This window comes from Brevibacterium sp. NPDC056726, from assembly GCF_042790515.1.
GTDB classification, from domain to species: Bacteria; Actinomycetota; Actinomycetes; order Actinomycetales; family Brevibacteriaceae; genus Brevibacterium; species Brevibacterium sanguinis.
This window is the reverse complement of the sequence record NZ_JBHTYZ010000005.1, coordinates 157,922-183,376: the sequence shown is the minus strand read 5'-3', so window position 1 is coordinate 183,376 and position 25,455 is coordinate 157,922. Positions and strand designations below refer to the sequence as shown.

Annotated in this window: 19 protein-coding genes; 8 read left to right on the top strand and 11 right to left on the bottom strand. The window is 65.4% G+C overall.

What is annotated here, in order from left to right; all coding sequences use genetic code 11:
* Nucleotides 1–278 precede the first annotated feature (278 nt).
* Both ACFQ91_RS12060 and ACFQ91_RS12055 read right to left on the bottom strand, forming a co-directional pair.
* Nucleotides 279–1,985, bottom strand: a complete 1,707-nt coding sequence (locus ACFQ91_RS12060; protein ID WP_282959866.1) for an AMP-binding protein — start codon at nt 1,983–1,985, stop codon at nt 279–281.
* Nucleotides 1,986–2,104: 119 nt separating this feature from the next.
* On the bottom strand, nt 2,105–3,586 hold the full coding sequence (locus tag ACFQ91_RS12055; protein ID WP_211978523.1) for a CCA tRNA nucleotidyltransferase: 1,482 nt from the start codon (nt 3,584–3,586) through the stop codon (nt 2,105–2,107).
* 105 nt (nt 3,587–3,691) lie between these two features.
* Here ACFQ91_RS12055 and ACFQ91_RS12050 point away from each other — a divergent pair, with 105 nt between their 5' ends.
* From ACFQ91_RS12050 to ACFQ91_RS12020, 7 genes are all read left to right on the top strand, one after another.
* Nucleotides 3,692–4,180 (top strand): NUDIX domain-containing protein, encoded by a 489-nt coding sequence (locus ACFQ91_RS12050; protein WP_198500078.1) that lies wholly within the window; start codon nt 3,692–3,694, stop codon nt 4,178–4,180.
* A gap of 42 nt (nt 4,181–4,222) precedes the next feature.
* On the top strand, nt 4,223–6,532 hold the full coding sequence (locus ACFQ91_RS12045) for a DUF6049 family protein (protein ID WP_211978522.1): 2,310 nt from the start codon (nt 4,223–4,225) through the stop codon (nt 6,530–6,532).
* Nucleotides 6,533–8,146: a murein biosynthesis integral membrane protein MurJ gene (gene murJ / locus ACFQ91_RS12040; protein WP_211978521.1), complete on the top strand. Its 1,614-nt coding sequence runs from the start codon at nt 6,533–6,535 to the stop codon at nt 8,144–8,146.
* A gap of 54 nt (nt 8,147–8,200) precedes the next feature.
* Entirely contained in the window at nt 8,201–10,630 is a 2,430-nt protein-coding gene (locus ACFQ91_RS12035; RefSeq protein WP_249120967.1) for a virulence factor MviN, read from the top strand.
* A 161-nt stretch (nt 10,631–10,791) separates the two neighbouring features.
* Complete coding sequence (gene trxB / locus ACFQ91_RS12030) at nt 10,792–11,781, top strand: thioredoxin-disulfide reductase (RefSeq protein ID WP_211978520.1); 990 nt, start codon at nt 10,792–10,794, stop codon at nt 11,779–11,781.
* A 165-nt stretch (nt 11,782–11,946) separates the two neighbouring features.
* Nucleotides 11,947–12,264, top strand: coding sequence for a thioredoxin (trxA, locus tag ACFQ91_RS12025; protein WP_198500082.1), 318 nt, complete (start codon nt 11,947–11,949; stop codon nt 12,262–12,264).
* A 93-nt stretch (nt 12,265–12,357) separates the two neighbouring features.
* The gene (locus tag ACFQ91_RS12020) at nt 12,358–13,494 is read left to right on the top strand and encodes a peptidoglycan-binding protein (RefSeq protein WP_211978519.1); all 1,137 of its coding nucleotides are present in this window, start codon (nt 12,358–12,360) and stop codon (nt 13,492–13,494) included.
* A gap of 2,701 nt (nt 13,495–16,195) precedes the next feature.
* Here the strand turns inward: ACFQ91_RS12020 and ACFQ91_RS12015 are convergent.
* The 9 genes from ACFQ91_RS12015 to rpmH all read right to left on the bottom strand — a co-directional run bounded on the left by ACFQ91_RS12015 (nt 16,196) and on the right by rpmH (nt 23,377).
* Nucleotides 16,196–17,194 (bottom strand): IS481 family transposase, encoded by a 999-nt coding sequence (locus ACFQ91_RS12015; protein ID WP_344250248.1) that lies wholly within the window; start codon nt 17,192–17,194, stop codon nt 16,196–16,198.
* A gap of 363 nt (nt 17,195–17,557) precedes the next feature.
* The gene (locus tag ACFQ91_RS12010) at nt 17,558–19,336 is read right to left on the bottom strand and encodes a ParB/RepB/Spo0J family partition protein (protein ID WP_332839535.1); all 1,779 of its coding nucleotides are present in this window, start codon (nt 19,334–19,336) and stop codon (nt 17,558–17,560) included.
* Entirely contained in the window at nt 19,329–20,225 is an 897-nt protein-coding gene (locus ACFQ91_RS12005; RefSeq protein WP_140955427.1) for a ParA family protein, read from the bottom strand. The genes ACFQ91_RS12010 and ACFQ91_RS12005 overlap by 8 nt, the downstream gene beginning before the upstream one ends.
* A gap of 66 nt (nt 20,226–20,291) precedes the next feature.
* Nucleotides 20,292–20,930, bottom strand: coding sequence for a 16S rRNA (guanine(527)-N(7))-methyltransferase RsmG (gene rsmG / locus ACFQ91_RS12000; protein ID WP_198500085.1), 639 nt, complete (start codon nt 20,928–20,930; stop codon nt 20,292–20,294).
* Complete coding sequence (locus tag ACFQ91_RS11995; protein WP_198500086.1) at nt 20,923–21,444, bottom strand: R3H domain-containing nucleic acid-binding protein; 522 nt, start codon at nt 21,442–21,444, stop codon at nt 20,923–20,925. The genes rsmG and ACFQ91_RS11995 overlap by 8 nt, the downstream gene beginning before the upstream one ends.
* Nucleotides 21,445–21,452: 8 nt before the next feature.
* The gene (yidC, locus tag ACFQ91_RS11990; protein ID WP_198500087.1) at nt 21,453–22,409 is read right to left on the bottom strand and encodes a membrane protein insertase YidC; all 957 of its coding nucleotides are present in this window, start codon (nt 22,407–22,409) and stop codon (nt 21,453–21,455) included.
* A gap of 106 nt (nt 22,410–22,515) precedes the next feature.
* Nucleotides 22,516–22,887, bottom strand: a complete 372-nt coding sequence (yidD, locus tag ACFQ91_RS11985) for a membrane protein insertion efficiency factor YidD (RefSeq protein WP_332839536.1) — start codon at nt 22,885–22,887, stop codon at nt 22,516–22,518.
* Nucleotides 22,859–23,236 carry a ribonuclease P protein component gene (gene rnpA, locus ACFQ91_RS11980; RefSeq protein WP_198500088.1) on the bottom strand — a complete coding sequence of 126 codons (378 nt, stop codon included), beginning with the start codon at nt 23,234–23,236 and terminating at the stop codon, nt 22,859–22,861. The genes yidD and rnpA overlap by 29 nt, the downstream gene beginning before the upstream one ends.
* Nucleotides 23,237–23,239: 3 nt before the next feature.
* Nucleotides 23,240–23,377 carry a 50S ribosomal protein L34 gene (gene rpmH, locus ACFQ91_RS11975; protein WP_009376895.1) on the bottom strand — a complete coding sequence of 46 codons (138 nt, stop codon included), beginning with the start codon at nt 23,375–23,377 and terminating at the stop codon, nt 23,240–23,242.
* A 405-nt stretch (nt 23,378–23,782) separates the two neighbouring features.
* On the opposite strand from rpmH, the gene dnaA reads away from it, so the two are divergent.
* Nucleotides 23,783–25,441 carry a chromosomal replication initiator protein DnaA gene (dnaA, locus tag ACFQ91_RS11970; RefSeq protein ID WP_198500089.1) on the top strand — a complete coding sequence of 553 codons (1,659 nt, stop codon included), beginning with the start codon at nt 23,783–23,785 and terminating at the stop codon, nt 25,439–25,441.
* Nucleotides 25,442–25,455 lie beyond the last annotated feature (14 nt).

Here is a 25,455-nt window from a genome sequence, read left to right as displayed (position 1 = left end):
GCCGCAGCGGAGTCGCGACGGGGGTGGAAAAAGGGTCACAAATGGGTTTCAGTTTCGCACGCGTTCATTGGAACACCGTGAAAAATGCGGGATTACGCGCGCATTCAACTACTCTGCGGTAGAGCAGACAGCGTACCGCACCCCTGTTCACCTGGGGTTATACCTGCGTTTGCGTAAAGCAAACACTCAGACTGCGTGATTCCTCACATTCAGGCAGAGCGGCACCTCGGTGCCCATCCTATGGGGTCGTCCCCGGTGCCGCCGAATCCGCGATCCGCTCACCCCTTGAGGTCGAAGTCCGTGTCGGCGTATTCGGTCCCCTCGACGACCGGTTCGCCGCTGAAGGGGTGGAGCTGATCCTCCCGTGCCCGCAGCTCGACGCGGCGGATCTTGCCGGAGATCGTCTTGGGCAGCTCGGCGAACTCGAGGCGGCGGATCCGCTTGTACGGGGCGAGGTTGGCGCGGCAGTACGCGAGGATGTCCCGCGCGGTCTCCGCGTTCGCCTCGTATCCGCCGGTGAGCACCACGTAGGCCTTCGGCACGTTGAGCCGCACCGGATCCGGGGAGGGGACGACGGCCGCCTCGGCGACGGCGTCGTGCTCGATGAGCACGCTCTCGAGTTCGAACGGGGAGAGCCGGTAGTCGCTGGCCTTGAACACGTCGTCGGCGCGCCCGACGTAGGTGATGTAGCCGTCCTCGTCCCGCTCCGCGACGTCACCGGTGTGGTAGACGCCGCCGGCGAACGCCTCGGCGGTCTTCTCCGGATTGTTCCAGTATCCGGCCGTCAGCCCCAGGGGCGGAGGATCGAGGAGCAGGCAGATCTCGCCCTCGCTGCCCTCCTCGCCGGTCGCGGGATCGATGAGGACGACGTCGTACCCGGGCAGGACCTTGCCCATCGACCCGGACTTGAGCGGCTGGTCCGGCGAGTTGCCGATCTGCAGGGTCGTCTCGGTCTGTCCGTAGCCGTCGCGGATGAGCACGCCCCAGTCGCTCTTCACCCGGTCGATGACCTCGGGATTGAGGGGTTCGCCGGCCCCGAGCGCCTTCGTCGGCGGGGTCTTCAGCTGGGTGAGGTCGGCCTGGATGAGCATCCGCCACACGGTCGGCGGGGCGCAGAAGCTCGTCACGCCCACCCGGTCCATGGTCTCCATGAGGGCGTTGGCGTCGAAGCGGGAGTAGTTGTAGAGGAACACGCACGATTCGGCGATCCACGGGGTGAAGATGTTCGACCACGCGTGCTTGGCCCAGCCGGGCGAGGCGACGTTGAGATGGACGTCGCCGGGGGTCAGGCCCATCCAGTACATCGTCGAGAGGTGGCCGACGGGGTAGGAGACGTGGGTGTGGGCGACCATCTTCGCCTTCGACGTCGTCCCCGAGGTGAAGTAGAGGAGGAGCAGGTCGTCGGCCCGGGAGCGGCCGTGCGGGTCGAACTCGGTGCTCTCCTCATCGGCGTCGGCGTAGTCGTAGTCCTGCTGCCTGGTCGGCTCGCCGCCGACGACGATGCGGATGACCTCGGCGTCGACGTCGTCGAACTTCGCCGCGTCCTCGGGGCCGGCGACGACGAACTCCGCCTGCCCGCGCTCGACCCGGTCGTCGAGGTCGATCGGTCCGAGCTGCGTGGTCGTCGGCATGAGCACGGCGCCGAGCTTGATGCCGGCGAGCATCGTCTCCCAGAGCTCGACCTGATTGCCGAGCATGACCATGACGTGGTCGCCGCGCTTGACGCCTGCCCGCCGGAGGAAGTTCGCCACCTGGTTCGAGCGGGCCGCGAGCTCGGCGAAGCTCCACTTGCCCTCCGTGCCGTCCTGTTCGACGATCCACAGCGCGGGGTTGTCGTTGTCGACGGCGATCTGGTCGAACCAGTCGATGCCGAAGTTGAAGTGCGTGAACTGCGGCCACGCGAAGTCGGCCCGCGCGGCCTCGTAGTCGGTGCGCAGGTCGATCAGCCGGTCCCTGGCGCTGCGGAACTCGTCGGTCACGGTCATCACGGTCTCCTCGCGTGCTCGCTCACCGTCGCCTGTGACGACGGACACATGGTCTCGAGACCGAAGTTACCAGGTGCCCTCCCGCTGCGACACCGGCAGGGGTGGGGTGACCTGCGCTCTCATTCCGCGGGAGCGTTCTCCGCCCACCAGGCCCGCAGCTCCGCCTCGGCGCGCTCAGTCCCCAACGGCCCGTGCTCGAGACGCAGCTCGAGGAGGTGCTTGTACGCCTTCCCGACGAGCGGGGAGGGTTCGATGCCGAGGATCTCCATGATCTGCCGCCCGTCGAGGTCGGGGCGGATCGCAGCGAGCTCCTCCTGTGCGGCGAGCGCGGAGATCCGGTGCTCGAGATCGTCGTAGGCGAAGGCGAGCCGGTCGGCCTTCTTCCGGTTCCGCGTCGTGACGTCGGCGCGGGTGAGGATGTGGAGGCGGGTGAGCAGGGACCCGGCATCGGTGACGTAGCGGCGCACCGCGGCATCGGTCCAGCCGGCGTCGCCGTAGCCGTAGAAGCGCAGGTGGAGTTCGACGAGGCGGGCCACGGCCTTCGTCGTGTCCTTGTCGAAGCGCAGGGCCTTCATCCGCTTCGCGGTGAGCTTCGCGCCGACGACATCGTGATGGTAGAAGGTCACGGCCCCGCCGTTGACGAAGTTGCGCGTCGCGGGTTTGCCGACATCGTGCATGAGCGCGGCGAACCGGACGACGAAGTCGGGTTCGGGCAGGTGCTGCGGGTCGTCGGCGCTCATGTCCGCGCGTCGCTGCCGCGCCGCGTACTCTGCTTCGAGGTCGACGGCCTGCCGGAGCACGGTGAGGCTGTGCTGGTAGACGTCCTTGTGCCGGTGGTGCTCGTCGGTCTCGAGCCGCAGGCCGGAGACCTCGGGGAGCACATGGTCGGCGAGCCCGGTGCGCACGAGGAGATCGATGCCGGCGGCCGGGTCCGTGCCGGTGATGAGCTTGACGAGTTCGACCTGGATGCGCTCGGCGGAGATGATCGCGATCCGTCCCGCCATCGCCTCCATCGCCGCTTCGACCTCGGGGTCCGGGTCGAGGCCGAGCTGGGAGGTGAACCGGGCCGCCCGCATCATCCGCAGCGGGTCGTCGGAGAACGAGTCCTCGGCCGCCCCGGGGGTGCGGATGCGCCCGGCGAGGAGGTCGTCGAAGCCCTGGTGGGGGTCGACGAAGGTCTTCTCGGGCAGGCGGACGGCCATCGCCCCGATCGTGAAGTCGCGGCGGACGAGGTCGTCGTCGAGGCTGTCGCCGAACCGGACGACGGGTTTGCGCGATTCGGGCTCGTACGCCTCGGCTCGGTAGGTGGTGATCTCGATCTGGACGCCGGACTTCATCGCTCCGATCGTGCCGAAGTCGCGACCGATGTCCCAGTGGGCGTCGGCCCAGTCGGAGATGAGGGCGAGGATGTCGTCGGGCCGGGCGTCGGTGGTGAAGTCGAGATCGGGCATCGGCCGACCGAGAAGTGCGTCACGCACGGACCCGCCGACGAGGGCGAGTTCGAAGCCGGCGTCAGCGAAGCGGCGGCCGAGGGGCTCGAGGATGTCATCGAGGTCGTCGAGCCTGTCGTACAGCCGGACGTGCGCGCTCTGCGGATCCACCGAACTCCTTCTTCTCGATCGTCAGGTTCCCTGCCGGAGGCAACCTCCAGCCTACCGGGAGCGCGTCGGACGAAACTTCCAAGAATCGACCATTAAGGTAGGAGAATGACCACACCGATGCCCAAACCTGGACCCCGGGCATCCCGCCGCACGACGGTCGAGGAGACTTCCGCCGGGGGCATCGTCGTCGACTTCGCCAGCGATGATCTCAGTGTGGCCGTCATCGCCCGGCTCAATCGGGCGGGCAGACTCGAATGGTGCCTGCCCAAGGGCCATCTCGAGGGAGCGGAGACCGCCGCCGAGGCGGCCCGCCGTGAGGTCGAGGAGGAGACCGGGATCTCCGGCCAGGTCATCTGCCCGCTCGGCACCGTCGACTACTGGTTCACCGTCACCGGCATCCGGATCCACAAGCTCGTCCACCATTTCCTCCTGCGCGCAAGGTCGGGCACGCTCACCGTCGACAACGATCCCGATCAGGAGGCCGTCGACGCCGCCTGGGTGCCGTTCGACGACCTGCGATCGAAGCTGTCGTTCGCCAACGAGCGCCGCATCGTCGCCGCTGCTCGTCCCATGGTGCGCAGGTGGGAGCTGTGAGAGCGGTGTCCCGGTGGACCGCCGGATGAAGTCAGAGGACCTGTGATCACGCGCTTTCTCTTCGCGCTGCTGAGTGCGACCCTGCTGCTGGCAGGGTCGGTCTTCGCCTACCCGCTGACCGCCTCGGCGAGCCAGTCGGGCACCGCCTCACCGACGCGCTCGAGCGGCAGCGGGGCCGCCGACGGCGGTGACACCGACGGCGGGGAATCGGGAACCGGCGTCTCGATCGCCCTCACCGAGGTGACCCCCTGGCTCAACGGCAGCGGCACGCTCACGGTCCGCGGGACGGTGACGAACTCGACGGATGCCGCGATCTCCGACCCCACTCTGCGGTTGGGCATGTCGACGCGCAACCTCGACGCCGAATACCGCATCGAGGCGTGGAAGACCGACCCGTCGATGCACCGGGTCATCGCCGATCTCGACGACAACGGACCCGATGCGCGGAACCGCAGCTCCGCCGACAGCGACCCGGTCACCGCCGTCGATGCGACGTTCGCCGACCGGCTCAGCCCGGGCGCCACCGGCGAATTCACGATGACCGTGCCCGCCGACCAGCTCGGCCTGCCCCGGTCCTCGCCGAACACCTCGTGGGGCCCGCGCGGTCTCAGCGTCCAGCTCAGCGACACCTCGGGGGCGCTGGCGACCGGCGTCGCATTCACGACGTGGTACCCGGATCCGAAGTTCGATCAGACCCGGATCAGCTTCCTCGCCCCGGTGACGCTGCCCGGCTACACCGGCGACGGACTCATCAGCGCCGAGGAGCTCGATCGGGCCATCGCCGCCGACGGCCCGCTCACCGCGGTCAACGGAGTCCTCCAGACCCCCGGCGTCGCGATCGCCCTCGACCCGCGGATCATCGCCTCGTTCGAGGCTGCCGTCGCCGAACCGCCGCCGCCCGGCGACGACGGAGACCCCGCTGCCACCGAGGAGCCCTCGGCTCCGGCGACGGACGCCGGCACCGCGCCGCCCGAGGACGATCCGGGCGCGCAGAGCCCGGAAGAGGAGAGGGCGGCAGAAGAGCGTCGACAGCGGCTCGACACGTGGTACCGGGACTTCCTCGCAACCGCCGGCTCCCACACCGTCATCGCGCTGCCCTTCGGCGATCCCGATCAGGCCTCGCTGGCCGGCAGGGAGCTCGACGACCTCGGCCGGTTCGCGCAGGAGGAGAAGCGGCTCGTCAAGGACGTCCTGCCGAAGGCGCGGACCGACATCGGATGGCCGATCGCCGGGACGGCGACCCGCGCCGATCTCGCCGCGCTCTCGGCGGCCGGCAACAAGACGATCATCCTCGACGACGTCCAGCAGCCGCCGCTGTCGGGCATCCGGGAGAGCGCGCACTCGCAGACGCGGACGAACTCCGACGGCAGCGCGATGGTCGAAACGCTCATCAGCGACTCCGCTCTCACTGCCGCCAGTGCCGACGTCATCGCCGCCGACCGGCCGGCCGCGGCGATGAGCGAGCTCGTCGCGACGACCGCGGCGATCCAGTCCGAGGCCCCCAACCGGTCCCGCCACCTCCTCGTCCCGTTGCCGCGGACGACCGCCTCGGCGCAGTGGGAGCAGGTCGTCTCCACGGTCGCCGGCTCCCCGTGGGTCGACGCCGCCAACCTCGACAGCCTGCTCAGCAGCGACATCGAGCCGCGCGGACTGCTCCAGAAGGCGCAGGATCCCGAGCGGATCGCCACGAGCACGCTCGAAGGGCTCGCCGACATCCGTGCCCGGCAGACGCAGTTCAACAGCGTCTTCACCGATCCTGACGCCGCGAATCGCCGCACCGATCGTGCGCTGCTCGGCTGCACCTCGGTGGCGTGGACGCTCGGCGGGGACTCCGCGACGTGCCTCGACCAGGCGCAGCAGACGAGCCAGGCCCAGCTCGACAGCCTCTACCTCGAGAAGGGATCGTCGGTGCTCCTCGTCACCGGGGAGAAGACGACGATCCCCGTGACGATCGTCAACGACTCCGGCGCCGAGGCGACGCTCAAGCTCTCGATGAAACCGCAGACTCCGCAGCTGCGGGCGCAGACGACGGAGACCGTCGTCGTGCCCCCGGCGGAGACGATGCGCGTCGACGTGCCCGTCGAGGGGCTCGCCAATGCCGACGTGCCCACGCGCATCGAGATGATCTCCGAATCCGGGGTCGTCCTCCCGCAGAGCACCTCCCTGCTCGTGCGGGTGCGCGCGGACTGGGAGAACATCGGCACCGCGGTCGTCGGATTGGCGCTCGCGGCGGTGTTCGTGATCGGCTTGGTCAAGTCCGTGCGCCGCGGACGCAGGAAGATCCCGGAGCAGCAGCTGGCCGCAGCGGTCGCCCGGGCGAAGAACGACAACCCCGAGAGGAAGGGACAGTAAGTGGCGTCATTCTCCTCGCTCGCCCGCTCGTCGGCGATCATGACGGCAGGCACCCTGACCTCGCGGATCCTCGGCCTCGTCAAGGCCTCCCTGCTCGCGACCGCGATCGGCATCACCGCAGTGCAGGCCGACGCCTTCGACGTCGCGAACAAGGTCCCGAACACGCTCTACATGCTGCTCGCCGGCGGTGTCGTCAACGCCGTCCTCGTCCCGCAGCTCGTCCGTGCGGCCAAGCGCGACGACGGCGGCCAGGACTACACGAACCGCCTCCTCACCCTCTCGTTCCTCCTGCTGACGATCGTCACCGTCATCGCGACGCTCGCCGCGCCGATCCTCGTGTGGCTCTACTCCTCGGGATGGAGCCCCGAACAGCTGGCACTGGCCACGGCCTTCGCCTACTGGTGTCTGCCGCAGGTCTTCTTCTACGGGCTCTACACGCTGCTCGGCCAGGTGCTCAACTCGAAGTCGTCGTTCGGTCCCTACATGTGGGCCCCGGTGCTCAACAACGTCGTCGCGATCATCGGCCTGCTCATCTTCATCGTCGTCTTCGGCACGAACACCGCCTCCCCGCACACCCTCGACACGTGGACGCCGGACAAGATCGCCCTCCTCGGCGGGTCGGCAACGCTCGGCGTCGCGGCGCAGGCGCTCATCCTCATCTGGCCGCTCAAGCGCATCGGGTTCTCATACCGGCCGACCTTCGGATTCCGCGGAGTCGGCCTCGGCACCGCCGGCAAGGTCGCGTTCTGGACGTTCGCGGCGATGCTCGTCGGACAGCTCGGATTCCTCATCATCTCCCGGGTCGCCGCCGGCGCCTCGGTGCCGGGGGAAGGGAACGCGTCGAACGCGGCGTACACCAATGCCTACCTCGTCTTCATGCTTCCGCACTCGCTCATCGCGGTCTCCCTGGCCACCGCCCTCTTCACGTCGCTGAGCAGGAACGCCGCCGACCACGACACGGCAGCGGTGAAGTCGGACTTCTCAATGGGCGTGCGCACCGTCGGGCTCATCAACTCCTTCGCCGTCGCCGCCCTCGTCGTCCTCGCCTCGCCCGTGGCGATGATCATCGCCGGCTCCGGCCGGGAACAGGCGACGGCGGTCGGACTCGTCATCATCACGATGGTCTTCGGACTCATCCCGTTCAGTGCGAACTATCTCGCCCAGCGCGTCTTCTACGCCTACGAGGACGCGCGCACCCCGTTCTTCATCCAGCTGCCCCAGATCATCTTCCAGTCCCTTGCGGTGCTCTCGGCGTCGATCTTCCCGAAGTCCGTGACGGTGGCGATCATCGGCCTCGTCATGAGCCTCGGGTACCTGTTCGCGATGATCCTCTCGTTCGCGATCCTGCGCCGCCGCCTCGGCGACATCGACATCAGAGCGATCGCGAAGGCGCATGTGAAGTTCCTCATCGCGGCGCTCGCGGCCGGCCTCGCCGGATTCGGAATGCTCCTGCTCTTCCCCGACTTCGCCCTGGCCGGCCGATGGCAGGCCTTCGTCACCACGGCTGTCGTCGGATCGGTCATGCTCCTTGTCTACATCGGCGCCTGTTTTCTGCTCCGTGTCAGAGAGTTGCATTCGATTATTGGGCTCGCAGCTGGAAAACTGAAGAGATAGCCTGCCCAATCCCCGCCCCCGGAGGTGATCCCCCTGATCGATATCGAACCCGGCATGGTCGTAGCCGGTCGCTATGTCGTATCAACGGTCGACCGCCCCTGGCTCGAGGACAAGCCCGCTGTCGGCACGGTGTGCACGGCTCTCGATGCGATCCTCGATGAACCCGTCCTCATCCACGTCGCCGACGCCGAGGCCTCCTCCGACGTCCTCGAAGCCGCCCAGCGCGTCTCGATCCTCGGCGACCCCCGCATCGCCCCGACCCTCGACGTCGGGCATTCGAACGGCCTCGACTACGTCGTCTCCCAGCGCATCGCCGTCACCGCGCTCGGACAGATCCTGCCGAAGACCCCGTTGCCCGTCGACGCGGCGAAGGCGCTCATCGGGGAGATCGGCACGGTTCTCGTCACCTCGGCGCGGCGGGGACTCTTCCACATGTTCCTCCGGCCGAGCGTCGTCGGGATCACCTCGTCGGGCGGCATCCTCGTCTCCGGCATCGGCATCGACGCGGCCCTGGCGCTGGGCACCGGGGTCATCGACCCGGACGACTACACGCCGACGAAGGCCTCCCGGCAGGACGCCCTCGACCTCATCCGGCTCTTCTATGCGGCGGTGACCGGCTACTGGCCCGCCGAGGAGGGCATGAGCGGAGTGCCCGCGGCACCGCGGGAGAACTCGCGGATCGCCCGTGCGAAAGCGCTCAACCCCGAGGTGCCCGCAGAGCTCGACGACTTCATCAGCGGCGTGCTCACCGGGCAGGACCCCGGTCCGGGATCCGTCGCCGAGGTGCTCGGCTTCATCGACGAGTGGGACGCCGAGCTGCTCCGCTACGTCAACCGCACCCCGGCGGCCGAGAACGACAAGCTCTTCGACGCCTCACCGGCGAGCTTCGAGGAGGCCACGAGCCTGCCGACGGCGGGGACCCCGACGATCGGCGGAGCGACGACACCGGCGAGCGAGGACCAGGTCAAGGCCGCGCTCGTGCGCATCGGCATCACCCGGCCGGGGACGAGGGGACTCGCTGCCGGAGTCTCCGGTCGCACCACCGGACGATACGCCGATCGGATGCAGATGCGGAAGGCATCGAGCTTCCCGATCGGGGCCGAGCAGATCGACAATGCCGCGAAGGACTGGGACGAGTGGCAGCCGGAGCAGACCTACTCGGAGTACTCGGGCTACTCGGCCCACGAGTACGACGAGAACCTCACCTCGCCGATCCTCAACCGCGACGAGCCCGAACCGGACACTCAGGCCCTCGACATCGTCGCGATCGACGAGGAGGAGGACGAGAACGACACCCGCGTCATCATCGACGACGAGGACGACGGCTCGTGGTTCCTCGGGGGGATGTTCGAGACCTCGGAGCAGCAGCGCGAGCATCAGCTGCGCGAATACGAGCGTGAGCGCCGGATCTCGAAGGCCAAGGAGGAAGAGGCTCGCCGGCGTCTGGCAGCGCTCGAGGCGTCCTCGGCGGCCCGCCAGGAGGAGGCCAATGCCGCGACTCCGCCGAAGCAGATGCGCCGGCTCTCGCCGGAGACCGTCGACGAGCGCCCCACGGCAGCCGGCCTCGGGGCCGGTTCCGGCTCGGGCGGCGGCGGCTCCGGGTCCGGCGGCGGTTCGGGTGCCGCAGCGGCCGCAGGTGCGGGAGCCTCCGGCGCGGGCGGTTCACCTTCGAACAGTCGCACTGCCGTCGCCGGAGCGGCTGCGGGTGCCGGAGTGGCCGGTGCAGGTGCTGCCGCTGCAGGTGCCGGCGGCGCCGGTGCCCAGCCACCCGGAGGCACGGGCGCACAGTCACGTGCGGCCGGGGGGCGGGGCGGCAACGGCGGAGGCGCCGCGGCGAGCTCCCGGGCGGTCGCCGCTGATGAGGATCCGCAGGCGGCGAAGACGCGCACCCGCAAGCCCTTCGCACTGCTCGTCCTCGGTCTCCTCGTCATCGCCGCCGTCATCATCGGCATCATCGTCGTCAACCTCAACTCGGGCGGGGACGAGCCGACCGCCACACCCGCCTCGACGGCTCCGAGTCAGCCGGCCGAAGAGCAGCCCACGGAGGAGCCTCAGGCTGAGCCCCCGGTGATCGACAAGGTCACGGCGCTCGACCCGCAGGGCGATGACACGGAGAACGACGATCAGGCCAAGGACGTCATCAAGGGCGAGAAGGGGTCGTGGCGCACCGACCGGTACAACTCGGCGGAGTTCGGCAACCTCAAGGACGGCGTCGGCCTGCTCTTCGAGTTCGAGAAGACGGCACCCGTCAGTGAGGTCACCGTCGTCTCGTCGACGTCGGGCGGAGCGTTCGAGATCCTCAGCGGCGCAGACCCCGAGTCGGCGAAGAAGGTCGGCGAAGGGGAGTTCGACGATGCGAAGGGCGGCGTCACCGTCACCCTCGATGAGGGCGTCGACACCGACAGCCTCATCCTCTGGGTCACCGAGCTGCCCCGCGACGACGGCGGATACCGGGCCGTCATCAGCACCGTCGACATCGCCTAGCCACTCCGTCGGAGGACAACCGAACCCCGTCGGGCGGTCAGCACCGATCGACCGCCTCGGCGAGGAATAGTCACCGAGTATGCTCGGTTACCTAGAGAGCACCCAATCAGCGCCGCTGCGGCGCGACATGACAGAACACACAACAGGGACAGGGAACGCACATGACTGACACTCAACTCGTGATCATCGGGTCGGGACCGGCCGGGTACACGGCCGCGATCTACGCCGCCAGGGCCAACCTGTCTCCTGTGGTCATCGCGGGCTCGGTGACGGCCGGCGGCGAGCTCATGAACACCACGGACGTCGAGAACTACCCCGGCTTCCCGGCCGGCATCCAGGGCCCCGAGCTCATGGAGAACATGCGCGAGCAGGCGGAGCGGTTCGGGGCGCAGGTCGTCTACGACGATGTCGAGACGCTCAAGCTGCACCCCGGTGCCCATCAGATCGAGACCGCTCTCGGGTCCCGCTACACCGCGAAGGCCGTCATCCTCGCCACGGGATCGGCCTACCGCGAGCTGGGGCTGCCGAACGAGAAGAAGCTGTCGGGCCACGGTGTGAGCTGGTGCGCGACCTGCGACGGCTTCTTCTTCCGTGACCAGCACATCGCCGTCGTCGGCGGCGGCGACTCGGCGTTGGAAGAGGCGACGTTCCTCACCCGCTTCGCCTCGAAGGTCACGCTCATCCACCGCCGTCAGGAGCTGCGTGCGTCCCAGGCGATGCAGGATCGGGCGAAGGCCGACGAGAAGCTCGAGTACATGCTCGACACCGAGGTCGAGGCGATCCACGGCGAGGACGCGCTGACCGGGATCACCGTGCGCAACACGGAGACGGGAGAGACCTCCGAGCTGCCGGTGACCGGTCTGTTCGTCGCGATCGGCTCGGATCCGCGCACGAGCCTGTTCGCCGAGCAGCTGCCGCTGCGTCCCGATGGCTACCTCGAGGTCGAGGGCCGCTCGTCGAAGACCGCTGTCGAAGGCGTCTTCGCCGCCGGCGACGTCATCGACTCCGTCTACCGTCAGGCGATCACCGCTGCCGGGTCCGGCTGCGCCGCGGCCCTCGACGCGGAGAACTATCTCGCGGATCTCGACGCCTCCGATGTCCTCGAGGCCGAGGGTGACCACGAGGCCGCCGTCGAGGTGATGAACGCCTGAGCCGGTTTCCCTGAGGAGCCGACTTGCCTGAAGGACGGAAATCCCTAAGGGACCGAATTCCCTGAGGATCCGAGAATCCTCGGTCCAGCGGGCCGCGGCCTCGGGGAATGAAACCCGCGTGCACGCTGTTGCCGCTTATGACACTCACCAGCAGAAAGGGAGATCATGTCGACCGACGTCACTGACGCTACATTCGAAGACACCGTCCTCAAGTCGGACAAGCCCGTGCTTGTCGACTTCTGGGCACCCTGGTGCGGGCCCTGCCGCATGGTCAGCCCCATCGTTGATCAGATCGCCGACGAGAACGCTGACAAGCTCACCGTCGTCAAGGTCAACACCGACGAGAACCTCGAGACCGCGAGCAAGTACGGAATCACCTCGATTCCCGCTCTCTACGTCTTCAAGGACGGTGAGGTCGCGAAGACCATCATCGGCGCCCGCCCGAAGCCTGCCCTCGAAGACGAGCTCAAAGACTTCATCTGATCAAGTTCCAAGGCGCCTGTTGTAATATCAACAGGCGCCTTCGGCGTACATCCCCGCAGTTTCACATCCTCAGCACAGCAGATTGGCACGACATTGAATCACCAGGAACGACCGCAGTTCAGAAGCGGAGACGCTTCAGAGGTCCTGCCGGCGATCAAATCGCAGATGGCGCGTCTGGGTCTCAATGTCGGAGATCCCCGCGGCGAGGACTTCGATCGGCCGTTCGAACTCGCCGTTCGGCAGTTCCAGCAGACCCGGGGGATCCTCTGCGACGGTGTGCTCGGCTCTGAGACGTTCACAGAGCTTGATCGTGCCCGTTTCCAGCTCGGTGACCGTGTACTCCGTTTCGACCCCGTCAAGGTCCTCACAGGCGATGATGTGCTCACCCTCCAGCGCAGTCTCTCGGGTCTCGGTTTCTATGCCGGCCGAATCGACGCCGAGTACGGCGCTGCCACCGAGGCGGCCGTCAAGGAGCTGCAGATGGGTCTGGGAGCGAAGGTCGACGGCATCGCCGGCCCGCAGACTCTCCGTGGACTCGACGCCGTCGACCGCAAGCACACGACGGGGAACCTCTACGCGCTCGAGGAGACGGCACGCGTCGCAGCATCCGGGACCTCGTTGGCCGGTCGGACCTTCGTCATCGAAGCGGCCACCACGACCACCGATTTCGTCACGCTGCCGATGAACGAGTGGCAGAAGAAGCTCGAACGCGATGTCACTACAGATGTAGCCGGACGTTTGGCCGGCCGTCTCGAAGCGGTCGGGGCCGGAGCCATCGTGCTCGACGGCGACGCGGCAGAGATCAACGCCGCAGATCAGCTCGGTGCCTCAGCGGTCATCACCGTCACCGCCGACGTCAGCCGCTCGCCCGGGGCGAACGGTCTGGCGACGTTCTACTTCGGGCATGAGGAGCACCCGGATCTCAACTCGCCTGTCGGGAAGCGACTGGCCTCTCTCATCCAGAGCGAGATCACCGCGCGCACGGGTATGCTCGACTGCCGCTCGCACGGACGCACGTGGTCGTCACTCAAGCGACTCCGGACACCCAAAGTCCATGTCGTCACGGGGTACCTCACCAACGCCGACGATCGCCGCAACCTCGAGGACCCCGCGGTGCGCGACGCCATCGCCGACGGCATCGCGGCGGCATTGCAGCGCCTTTACGTGAAAGAGGATGCCGACCCGGCAACCGGCACGCTCAGTCTCGCCGAGATCAAAGCCTACGGCTGACGCCGAGGCGCACACTCAATCAAAGCCTACGGCCGACGCCGATGCGTACACACGCTGGCGCATGCATTCACTCGCTGGCACAACCGCTACCGAGACGGGTCCTGAGAGCTCTCATCGATTCTTCGCCAGAAAAAGTTAGGACCGGCGAGGATCTTCATCAGACCGACCGGCCTTTTGAGTTGGAATTCTCGTGGGACGGACCCAAGTTATCCAATTGCCAAACCGGCCGCGAAACATACTGCGCTCAGTCCTTACGGTTTACGGTCCGCTCGCCGACGAGGTCGTCCACTGAGTGCGGATACACAACCGTCCAGCGCTGACACCAATGACTGTACGGCGATCGCTGCGATGGACCGGCATAACGACGTTGGCTGAGGTTTCACGTGAAACAATGACGAACCCTCGATTGCGCGGTTAGCAGAAGGGAACTAGCACGCTCGCCCGTCACTCATTCGCGGAAAAGCCGTTCCCCGTGAAACACACCGACCGCTTCACTCGGAACATGTCGAGACGCCTTCGGGCGGGGACTTCCGAGATTGAGAGACGCGACTTGAATCGGCTCGCTATTGAACGCTTTTCCAGCGCCGCGGCCACCATGCAAAGTGCCCAGTTTCAGGCGACTGACGGATGAATTCGCCTCGGCGACGACGGCCTACGCGTTTTACAGAAAGGCCGAAACCTCAATACGATGCAATGACCGAGCCTTCATGAGGCGGCGCGGAGAAGTTTGATTGTTCAGGCGCCGATCCACTGTAGTCACGGTAGCAAACGCCCGATCCGTTCCACGTGAAACAACCGACTCACCGTTCCACGTGAACCACCCACGTCTGTGTTCCACGTGAAACACCCGATGCAGAGGGAAGGCAAGAAGATTTGACGCCCGGCAGCTAAACAGACGGACAAGCGCCCCGAATAGCTGTATCCGCAATGCACTATCGACCATTCTGCGACGACGCGAGGCAGAAGGTCATGCTCTACGGTCCTTTGGGGAGGCTAGTACGACTGTCGACAACAGCGCCTGCAACACTGCATCTTGAACCTTGAAGGACCGGGCAGGCCGTTTCACGTGAAACACCTACGCATTCTCAACCATGCTGGCAATGCCTCACACGGGACTCGGCTGCGTCGGCAATAATGGTCTCCGAGTGGCCCTGTTTCACGTGAAACGCCGAGCTCTATCGAACTGCGGGGTAATATTCTGTGAATCAGGCGCACCCTGGCATCTCTCTCCCGGATTCGACTTCATCGATCCAGTGCTGTCGGAGATAGCAGATCAAGCGCTACGATCGATTCTGCTCCAGACGCTCGGCAACACGAAGACACAGACGCGCCATCTGATTCGTCCACATAGCCACGAACCCCAGGAAGTGAACAGAACCCAACCATTATGGACGATCGCGAGGGGGGCACAGGAGGAGGGCAGCCCCGGGACATCAGACAGAAGCACATGCTCAACCACTGTCTACGCTATACGGACCACGACGAACCGCAGCTGTGCCGGTTGAGGGTAATCTAATCGTTTCGCTAAAACGTCTGTTTCACGTGAAACAATACCCGCCAACCGGCTCGTAGCTTGTAAAACCACGACGAACGACGAGCTTGCAGGTGGGAACTACGAGAATCCCTACGCCACCGCGTCCGTTTCACGTGAAACCGTACTTAGCAGCCAGCGTGTGGCTGGCTGTAACCACGACGAACCACGAACCTCCACGTTAGAATCACGAGAATCCCAACGCCACCGCGTCCGTTTCATGTGAAACCATCCTCGCGGACCAGATTGTGGCTGCAGGGCGAGGTCAAATCTGACGCTCCGACTACGATTCTCAGCACCGATTGGCTGAATCTGATGATGGTGTTTCACATGAAACCACAGGCATTTCGTTCCAACGAATTCTCACCGGATGGTCATTCTCAGAACGCACGTCATCGCAACAGTAGGTGTCCGTCGCTAACTACCGTGCGAAAGTTCCAGAATTTCCTGGTTTCGCGTGAAACATACTCATCCCCTGAAGTGCGATTGGCCGGTCTGCGAATGGACAAGAGACGGCGCCGCGCCGAACTTGGCTCGAGCCGGTCTGTGCTTGCGTAGGGGCCAGCCGATAGTCGTTCTGCGAGCGATCTGTGATCGGCATTGCGGGGAGCCCTAGTTGTCCATTCCTTCAACGGTCATGCAACTTGGCGAATCACGCGACGGCAGCGACAACGAAACGGCGCTGTCACGGGGAAATGATGCTGGAGCACCGTCGAATCGCAGACTGCACAACCGTTCACCTAACGATTGTTGGCCTGACGCTATCTGAACTGTCCGGCAGCGCGGCCGCTGAACAACGGGTGCAACGGGGACGCGGTACTCAGAAGGCGCGATAGAGGTGACTGTCCCCCGGGTGCGGCAAAGACACCTGCCGAGAAGCCGGGTGCCGTTCCGTTTCACGTGAAACCCATCAAATAAGGGCCGATCACCCACGGAGATCAGCCGTTCCATGGAGTTCAGCCATTCCACCGAGCCTGCAGACCGCAGCCACGACGAACGGAATCGTCTGGGGACGTCGTACCAGCAACGGTTCAGACACATTCGACGAACGGGCGAAGGAGAGCTTCTGGATATACCCGACGACGACTTCAACCCCGAACTGACGGCAACCGAACACGAACTCATTGATTGAACAGTATCGTTTCACTCACGAATCGCACCAAGGCCCCGCTAGCTGTACTGCCCAGCGACGTTGGTTAAGCGGCTGATGGGTGGCTGGTTCCCGATGGCGGTGTGGGGCCGATGATGATTGTACTCATGGATCCATGCCGGTAGGGCCTCGCGGCGCGCGGTCTCGCTGCCATAGAGCCTGGCGTAGGCCCATCCGTCGTTCAAGGTCCGGTGGAAGCGCTCGATTTTGCCGTTGGTCTGGGGCCGGTAGGGCCGGGTCCGCTTGTGCTTGATGCCCAGGTCGGTGCAGGCATCACGCCAGGCGTGCGAGCGATAGGCGGAGCCGTTATCGCTCAAAACGCGCTCCACCTCCACGTCCCGGGCCGCGAACCAGGCCACGGCCCGCTCGAGCACGGCGATGGCCGTGAGGGCCTTCTCGTCGTTGTGGATCTCCGCGTAGGCGATCCTTGAGTGGTCATCGATCACGGTGTGCACGAACGCGGTACCCAGCCTCGGATGCCCGCTGGAAGTGCGCTGGCCGGTGCGGTTCGCCGTCGCCCGTGAGTTCTGTTCCCCGGCCTGCCGGCCCAGGAACCGATGTCCGCCGCCATCGGGGACATTGCCGAACTTGGTGACGTCCACGTGGATCATCGCCCCGGGATACGAGTGTTCATAGCGGCGGATCGGCTCGCCGGTGATCCTGTCGATGTAGCGCAGCCGGTTGATCCGGCACCGCACCAGCACCGCATGCACCGTCGAGGCGGCCAGGCCCAGGTGGAAGGCGATCTGGACCGGGCCCATGCGCTTGCGCCAGCGCAAGGCCACGATCTTCTTCACCATGGCCTGCGGGGTGCGGTTCGGGCTCGAGCGTGGCCGGCTGGGCTTGTCGGCCATGCCGTCCTCACCGTGGGCGCGGTAACGGTCCGCCCATCGTTTGGCCGTGGGCCAGGAGACCATGTACTGCTTCGCCGCGGTGGAGACACTCCAGCCCTCGTCGACGATGAGACGGGCAATCTTCAGACGTGCTTTTGGGGTCAATGCTGCATTAGCGTGGGACACGAAGGCCTCCTGTTTGTGAAGCGGTTTCTTAGACAGCTCCACTCCACATCAGGGGGCCTTCGTCATCCCATCAATTCAGATCGTGTCGTCGCAAGAATTCAACCAACCTGCCTGGGCAGTACAGCTAGCGGGCCAATCGACCTCTGCTTGCTGATGTTTCACGTGAAACCAGCGGGAATGGCGCCATTCAAACCGTCCAGCTTGCGAAGGATTCGCCTATCCACACGGGGAAATCAGCTCAACTCAGTCAGCTCTGGGTGCTCCGACTGATGTGACTCGTTCACAACAGGGCGGATGCACGATCGCATGCCCACAACCAGCGGAGGGGGCAACGAGAAGGTCAGCGGAGAAGAGAACGGGCGACTACTCGGTGGACTTCACGCCAAGCAGCGACAGGATTCGATCGAGATCCTCCTGGTTGGCGAACTCGACGCTCAGCTTGCCCTTGCGCTTGCCGACCGTGATGTTGACCTTCGTGTCGAGACGGTCGCCGAGTCGTTCGGCGACCTCGATGAACTCAGGCGCGACTCGTGACGTTGCACGTGAAACATTCACGGAGTCCCCACGATTGAGGAGGACGACGGCTTCCTCGGACGCCCGAACGGACAGTCCCTCTGCGACGATGCGCTGCGCGAGGACTTCCATCTGCTCGGGATCCTTGAGCCCGAGAATCGCCCGAGCGTGGCCGGCGGAGATCACGCCGGCCGCCACGCGACGCTGAACGAGCGGGGGCAGACGAAGCAGACGCAGGGTGTTGGAGATCTGCGGACGCGACCGACCGATACGCTCCGACAGCTCCTCCTGGGTGCAGTTGAAGTCCTCGAGCAGCTGTCCATAAGCTGCAGCCTCTTCAAGCGGATTGAGTTCAGCGCGATGGAGGTTCTCAAGCAGGGCATCACGGAGCAGATCGGTGTCATCGACGAAACGGACGATCGCGGGAATCGTGGCGAGGCCGGCTTCCTTCGTCGCTCGCAGGCGACGCTCACCCATGATGAGCTCGTAACGCTCGTCAGCGCCCGGCTTGCGTCGGACGACAACCGGCTGGAGAACGCCGATCTCACGGATGCTGTGAACGAGTTCAGCGAGTTGATCCTCATCGAAGACCGTCCTCGGCTGACGAGGGTTCGGGTCGATGAGTTCAACCTCGATCTCGCCGAACGCGGTGTCGGGGATCGAATCCATACCGGGTCCGTCGTCGAACTCGGGGCCGTCGTTCGAGGAGCCACCCGTGGAGTTCACTACTTCAGTAGTGTCAGTGGCTTCGACCTGCTTCTCACTCTGGTCAATGGTCTCATCCACCGGTTCGGTGGCGTCCACATCGGCGTCGTCATCGTCGAGCGAACCGCCCTTCGAGGTGTAGACCCCGGGGTGCTGCTCACGGACATCATCAGCCGTCTCAACGTCGTCGATCGACCGAGAATCGCCGATGGACGCAGAGCTCTCAACCGACGCAGAACTCGCGCTCGAACCGGCAACATCGTCAGGCGCGACCGACGGTACAGTCGTCTGCTCGTCGACTACAGCCGATTCATCGTTTGCGGAGTCGGAGACAGGAGCAGGCTTGACCGCGGTCCGCTTGTCCGCGGACGCCGGCACCTTGCTGGTCGCGGTCTTCGGAGTGGCAGTCTTCGCAGTGCCGGTCTTGGCGCCCGATGATTTCGCTGTCGACGCCTTTCGGGTCGACGACTTGGCCGAAGAGGACTTCGCCGTCGACTCGGTCTTCGCTCCGCCCGTCTTCGCACCGCTCGACTTCGACGCCGACTTCGCTGCACCTGATTTCGCAGAGGTGCCGACCGTGGCGCCCGTGCCCGATTCGGCCGCAGTCCCAGCTTTCGCAGCGCCCTTCGCCGCGCTCGTTGTGGCCGCAGACGCCTTGGTGCCGCCCTTCCGGGATCCACCCGCGGAAGAGGTCTCCGTGGCGTCCGCCTTCGGCTTGCGACGACGTGACGACTGCATCGACGCCGCAGGGTCGGTCCGCCGGGTCCGGGTCGACTTCGAGTCCTCGGCCGGGGCTGAACCGCGCGACTGCTCCTCGGCACTGCCGCCGGAGAAGAAGACATCGACGGGACGATCACTCGTCGCAGCGTCGGGGATGAGCGCGCCGAGACCCCGTCCCAACCCGCGCTTCTTGCGTTCAGCCACGTTCCACTCCTCGGTTCGCGATCTCTTCAGCAGCTTCCAGGTAGGACAGAGCGCCGCTGGAATGGGGATCATAGGTGATGACAGTCTGACCGTAGCTCGGTGCCTCAGAGATCCGCACAGACCGCGGAATCGCCGTGCCGAGCACCTGCTCCGGGAAGTGGGTCCGCACATCCTCGGCCACCTGGGCGCTGAGGTTCGTGCGACCGTCGTACATCGTCAACAGGATCGTCGAGACCGACAGCTGCGGATTGAGATGCTTCTGGATGAGCTGGATGTTCTTGAGCAGCTGGCTCAGCCCCTCGAGCGCGTAGTACTCGCACTGGATGGGGATGAGAACCTCACGGGCCGAGACGAAGGCATTGACGGTGAGCAGTCCGAGGCTCGGCGGGCAGTCGATGATGACGTAGTCGACCCGATCACCGGCAGCCGCCCGCTCCTCGAGGTAGAGACCGAGCGAACGCTGCAGACGCTGCTCACGGGCGACGAGGGACACGAGTTCGATCTCCGCGCCGGCGAGATCGATCGTCGCCGGCACACAGACGAGAGTGTCGAAGTCCGGCGCCTGCGCGACGGCGTCGCGCATCGGCACATCATCGATGAGCACATCGTAGATGCTCGTGACATCGGAGTAGTGATCGATGCCGAGCGCCGTGCTCGCGTTGCCCTGCGGATCGATGTCGATGACGAGGACGTTGAGGTTCTGCTTCGCGAGCGCTCCGGCGATATTCACCGCCGTCGTCGTCTTCCCCACACCGCCCTTCTGATTGGCGATCGTGAAGATGCGAGTGGAATCCGGCTTGGGAAAACTGACCTGCGCAAGGCGGTCGGCACGACGATTGTCGCGAGCGATCGCGGCACCTATCGGAGACGACTCGTCCATGATCGGCATTCGGCGCACTCCATCATCCATCGGGTTCACAAAGCTACTGACAGCCTAGACCACATTTGGTTCGTTCTATTTCTTCGCTATTTCCACGACACGACTGGGAACCTCGAGGATTCCGCCGTCCACGACGTGGATCGTCGGCTGCCCGAAGCGGTAGCGCTTGAGCAGCTTCTTCGCTTTGACGAGCTCACCCTCGACCGACTCACCCTTAAGCGCGAGGATCCGGCCCTCGGGCCCGATGACGTCGTGCGTCCACTCGACGAGTGTCGTCATCGCCTTGACGGCCCGCGCAGTGACGACGCTGAACATCTCCTCGTCGACGAGGTCCTCGACTCGGGCCCTGACGATCCGGACGTTGCTCAGACCGAGATCGTCGACGACCATCTTCAGCCACTCGACTCGGCGCTCCATGGGCTCGATGAGCACGACCTTCGCCTCCGGGCGCATGAGCGCGATCGGAATCCCGGGCAGTCCGGCTCCGCTGCCCACATCCCCGACGACGTCGTCGGAGGACACGAATTCAGCGACGACCGCACAGTTGAGGATGTGCCGCGTCCACAGTCGGTCGATCTCCCGCGGTCCGATGAGACCCCACTCGATGCCCGTGGTCGCCAGATGCTCCGCGTAGCGCTGGGCCAGCGGGAACGCCTCACCGAAGTACTCCTCGGTTCCCGCCGGGGGAACCTCGAGCGCGGAGAGATCAGTCATCTGCGGGGCGGACGACGACGTGGCGGCCCTCGCCTTCGCCTTCGGATTCCGACACCAGACCGGCCTTGGCGACCTGGTCGTGGATGATCTTGCGCTCGAAGCTGTTCATCGCCTTGAACGCGAACTCCTCGCCGGACTCCTTGACCTGTTCGATCGCGGCCTCGGCCTTGTCGATGAGCTCATCACGGCGGTTCGACCGGTAGCCGTCGATGTCGAGCATGAGCCATGAACGCTGACCCGTGCTCGTCTGCACAGCGAGTCGGCAGAGCTCCTGCAGAGCGCCGAGCGTCTTGCCGTCGCGACCCACGAGAGTGCGCAGGTTCGAGTCGTCCTCGTCCTCGCACACGATGGACAGCTGCGCACGCCCGTCGGCGACATCGATGTCGATGTCACCGTCGATGTCGGCGATGTCCATGAGCTCTTCGAGATAATCCGCCGCGATCTCGCCCTCTTCCTCGAGGAGCTCGGCACGGGTGGGCTTCGCAGCCTTGTCGTCGATGACTTCTTCTGACATGTCCTACCTCAGCGCTTCTTGTTCTTCTTGCGGTTCTTACTCACAGGCTGCTGACGCTGCCCGGACGACTTCGGAGCCTCCTCGGCAGGGACAGCGGCGCCTTTGACCTCTGCCTGCGGAACGGTCTTGCCCTTGCGCGCCTTGCGCTCGAGCATCTCCTTCTCCGCCTTCGACCCCGGTGCGGGCATGTTCCTGATGACCATGTGCTGCTGGACCATCGTCCACGTGTTCGACACGAGCCAGTAGAAGAGCACACCGAGCGGGAAGTAGATGCCGCCGATGCCGAAGACCACCGGCATGATGTAGAGGAGCATCTTCTGCGACTGCATCATCGGGTTGGCCATCGCGGCCTCCGACATGTTCTTCGCCATCATCTGCTTCTGCGTGATGAACATCGTCGCAGCCATGATGATGATGAGGACCGCGGTGAGCACCTTGACGGTGATGCCCGGATCCATGAAGGTCGCCGACAGCGAGACGCCGAAGACGGAGGACTCCTCGGCCTGCTGTGCGAGCTCCTGGGTGAGACCGCCGATCGCGTCGATGCGGCCTTCGGCCACGGCCTGCATGTTGTGGATGACGCGGAAGAGCGAGAAGAAGATCGGCATCTGCACGAGCAGCGGCAGACACGACGCCCACGGGCTCGTCTTGTTGTCGCGGAAGAGGCTCATCTGCTCTTCGGCCATGGCCTGGCGGGAGTACTGGTCCTTCTTGCCCTTGTACTTCGCCTGCAGCCGCTGGATCTCGGGCTGGAGGAGCTGCATCTTGCGCTGGGCGCGGATCTGGTAGACGAAGAGCGGAATGAGGAGAGCACGGATGACGACGGTGAGGCCGGCGATCGAGAGGACCCACGTCCAGCCGTTCGCGGCGGGGAGTCCGAGTGCGGTGAAGATGTCGTGGAAGATCGCGAGGATCCATGCCACTACCCACTGCAGGGGGTAGAGCAAGCTGTCGATCCAGTCCATTCAGTTCTCCTCGTTACAACGACTCGTGCGCGTCGTTCATTGTGCCATTGTTGTCAGTCGGTCGCGACATGGGCGCGGACCGGTGCGTCCCGCGCGGGACGGGCGATCACGAGCGCTCCTGCCCGTGTCCGGAGCCGGTGGTCCTCATCGCCGCAGACCGAGCTTCGCGAGCGGAGCCGGGAACGTGATCGACCCCGCCGTGGGAGAACGGATTGCACCGCAGTATCCGCCATCCAGTTAACACCATTCCCTTGAGAACTCCGTGTATCTCGAAGGCCTCGAGCCCGTACATCGAGCAGCTCGGATAGTACCGGCAGACTTGTCCGTAGAGCGGGGAGACGACGATCCGATACGCCCGGATGAACCAGACGAAGGGCATCCGGGGCGCGATGCGCAGGAACCACCACACCCCCGGCCAGAATCCGGCCGGGCGGCGCGGCACCTCCGACTCATGTCTGAGGTCGTGTTCGGCGTCCACGATTCTGCTGCTTCTTCCGGGCCTTCTCGATGAGCACGCCCACTTCGGTCTCGAGGTCGGCGAAGGCCGCCTCGGTGGCATTGGGCAGTGCTCGGATGACGAACAGGCTGCCGGTCTCCATCTCCGCCAGCCTCGGGTGCATGATCTCCCGCAGCCGGCGCTTCACCTTGTTGCGCTTGACCGCGTTGCCGACGGCCTTGGATACGATGAAACCCACGCGCGGGGCGTGGGAATCATCTGCCTCTGACAGGCTGTGCGCCATGAGGTGGTCCGAGCGCACCCGAACGCCGGCTCTGAAGACTCGTCTGAAGTCCTCGCCGCGCCGGAGCCGGTGCGCATCCGGGATCAAAGGTCAGGCCGAGACTTCGGAACGTCCCTTGCGACGACGCGAAGCCAGGATGGCGCGACCGGCACGGGTCCGCATGCGCAGGCGGAAGCCGTGCTTCTTGGCACGCTTGCGGTTGTTCGGCTGGAAAGTACGCTTGCTCACTTGAGGTCTCCGATTTCTGGGTTGCGGGTGAACGCCTGACGCGTTCTCACAAAAAACGGCGGTGCGAGTCTCGACCGCCGAGCACTCCTGTGCATAAGAGCTAGAACAGAATCGGATGCAGCCCGGTACACAGGACACTCCATCTTAGCCAAGGCCGGAGAGGCCGGTCAAACCGGCCGATCATGTTTCACGTCACCGTCTCGGCCCATTCACTCACGTTCATCTCCGCGTCGACTGCCGTCTTCCACAAGTCACAATCATGTAGTTTTCCACACGCTTATCCACCCGTGTGGAGGATTGCCCGGTCGACTCGTCAGTCCTCCACAAACTGTGGAAAACTGTGTGGAAGTCATGCACAGGTGTGGACTGTGGGACGACCGCGAACGACAACAGAGAGGATCGACGGTGTCGAATTCCAAGAACGAGCTCATCAGCCAATGGCGAACGGTGGTCTCCAACCTGGATCAGGACGCCGACCTCACGAAGCATCAGAAGAGCTTCCTCTACCTCGCGCTGCCCAAGGCGATCGTCGACAATGCCCTCGTCCTCCTCGCCGTCCGCGACGAGCATTCCCGACGCACCATCGAGACCCGCCTCCGAGAACCTCTGACCAGGGAATTCTCTCGGGTCATCGGCTTCGACGTGACCTTCGGGTTCGTCGTCGATCCCGAACTCGACGTCCCGATCCGCTTCGAGGAGCTCATCGACGAGACCGACTACGTCGCCTCCGCGCCGACCACCGGCACGACGCCGGCCGGCCAGGGATCGACGACCGCCTCGGCACCCGCCGGCCAGACCGCCACGGCTCCTGCTCACGAGCACTCCGCCCCGGCCCCGGTGGAGACTCCGGTGGCCGAGCCCGCCCCGACCCCGGCGGACCGACCCGAGACCGCCACCCCCCGCCCGGAGACCGCGGCCCCTCTCCCCGAGGCGGCGCCGGGCGTGACGGGGATGCGGGAAGCGGAGATCGCCGAGGCGACCGCTGCCCCGGCTCCGCCCGTCGACGTTCCCGGCGTCGCCCAGCTCAACCCGAAGTACACGTTCGACACCTTCGTCATCGGCGCCTCGAACCGCTTCGCCCACGCCGCCGCCTTCGCCGTCGCCGAGGCACCGGCGAAGGCGTACAACCCGCTCTTCATCTACGGGGACTCGGGACTCGGCAAGACCCATCTCCTCCACGCGATCGGGTTCTACGCGACGCAGCTCTTCCCCGAGATCCGCGTCAAGTACGTGTCGAGCGAAGAGTTCGTCAACGACTTCATCAACACGATCGGCTCATCACGGACGTCGAACGCGCTCCGTCCCGCCTTCCAGCGGCGGTACCGCGAGGTCGACATCCTCATGATCGACGACATCCAGTTCCTCCAGGGCAAGGACGCCACCGTCGAGGAGTTCTTCCACACCTTCAACGCCCTGCACAACGAGGCCAAGCAGGTCGTCATCACCTCCGACCAGCCGCCGAAGATGCTCAAGGGCTTCGAGGAGCGGCTGCGCTCTCGCTTCGAATGGGGCCTGCTCACCGACGTCCAGCCCCCGGACATGGAGACCCGCTTCGCGATCCTGCGGCGCAAGGCCGCCGGCGAGCAGCTCGACGTCCCCGACGAGGTGCTCGAGTACATCGCCTCCCGGGTCTCGTCGAACATCCGCGAACTCGAGGGCGCCCTCATCCGCGTCACCGCCTTCGCCAACCTCAATGATCAGCAGGTCGACGTCTCGCTCGCCGAAACGGTGCTCAAGGACTTCATCACCCAGGACGACACCCCGGCGATCACCGCTGCCGACATCATGGGCCAGACGGCCGCCTACTTCAGCCTCACCCTCGACGACCTCTGCGGCACCTCGCGCTCCCGGACGCTGACGACGGCGCGGCAGATCGCGATGTACCTGTGCCGGGAGCTCACGGATCTGTCGCTGCCGAAGATCGGCCAGGCCTTCGGCGGCCGCGACCACACGACGGTCATGCATGCGAACAAGAAGATTCGAACGCAGATGGCCGAGCGACGGGCCGTCTACACCCAGGTCACCGAACTCACAAACCGCATCAAACAACAGCACCGCCTATAGAAGACGCTATGCAC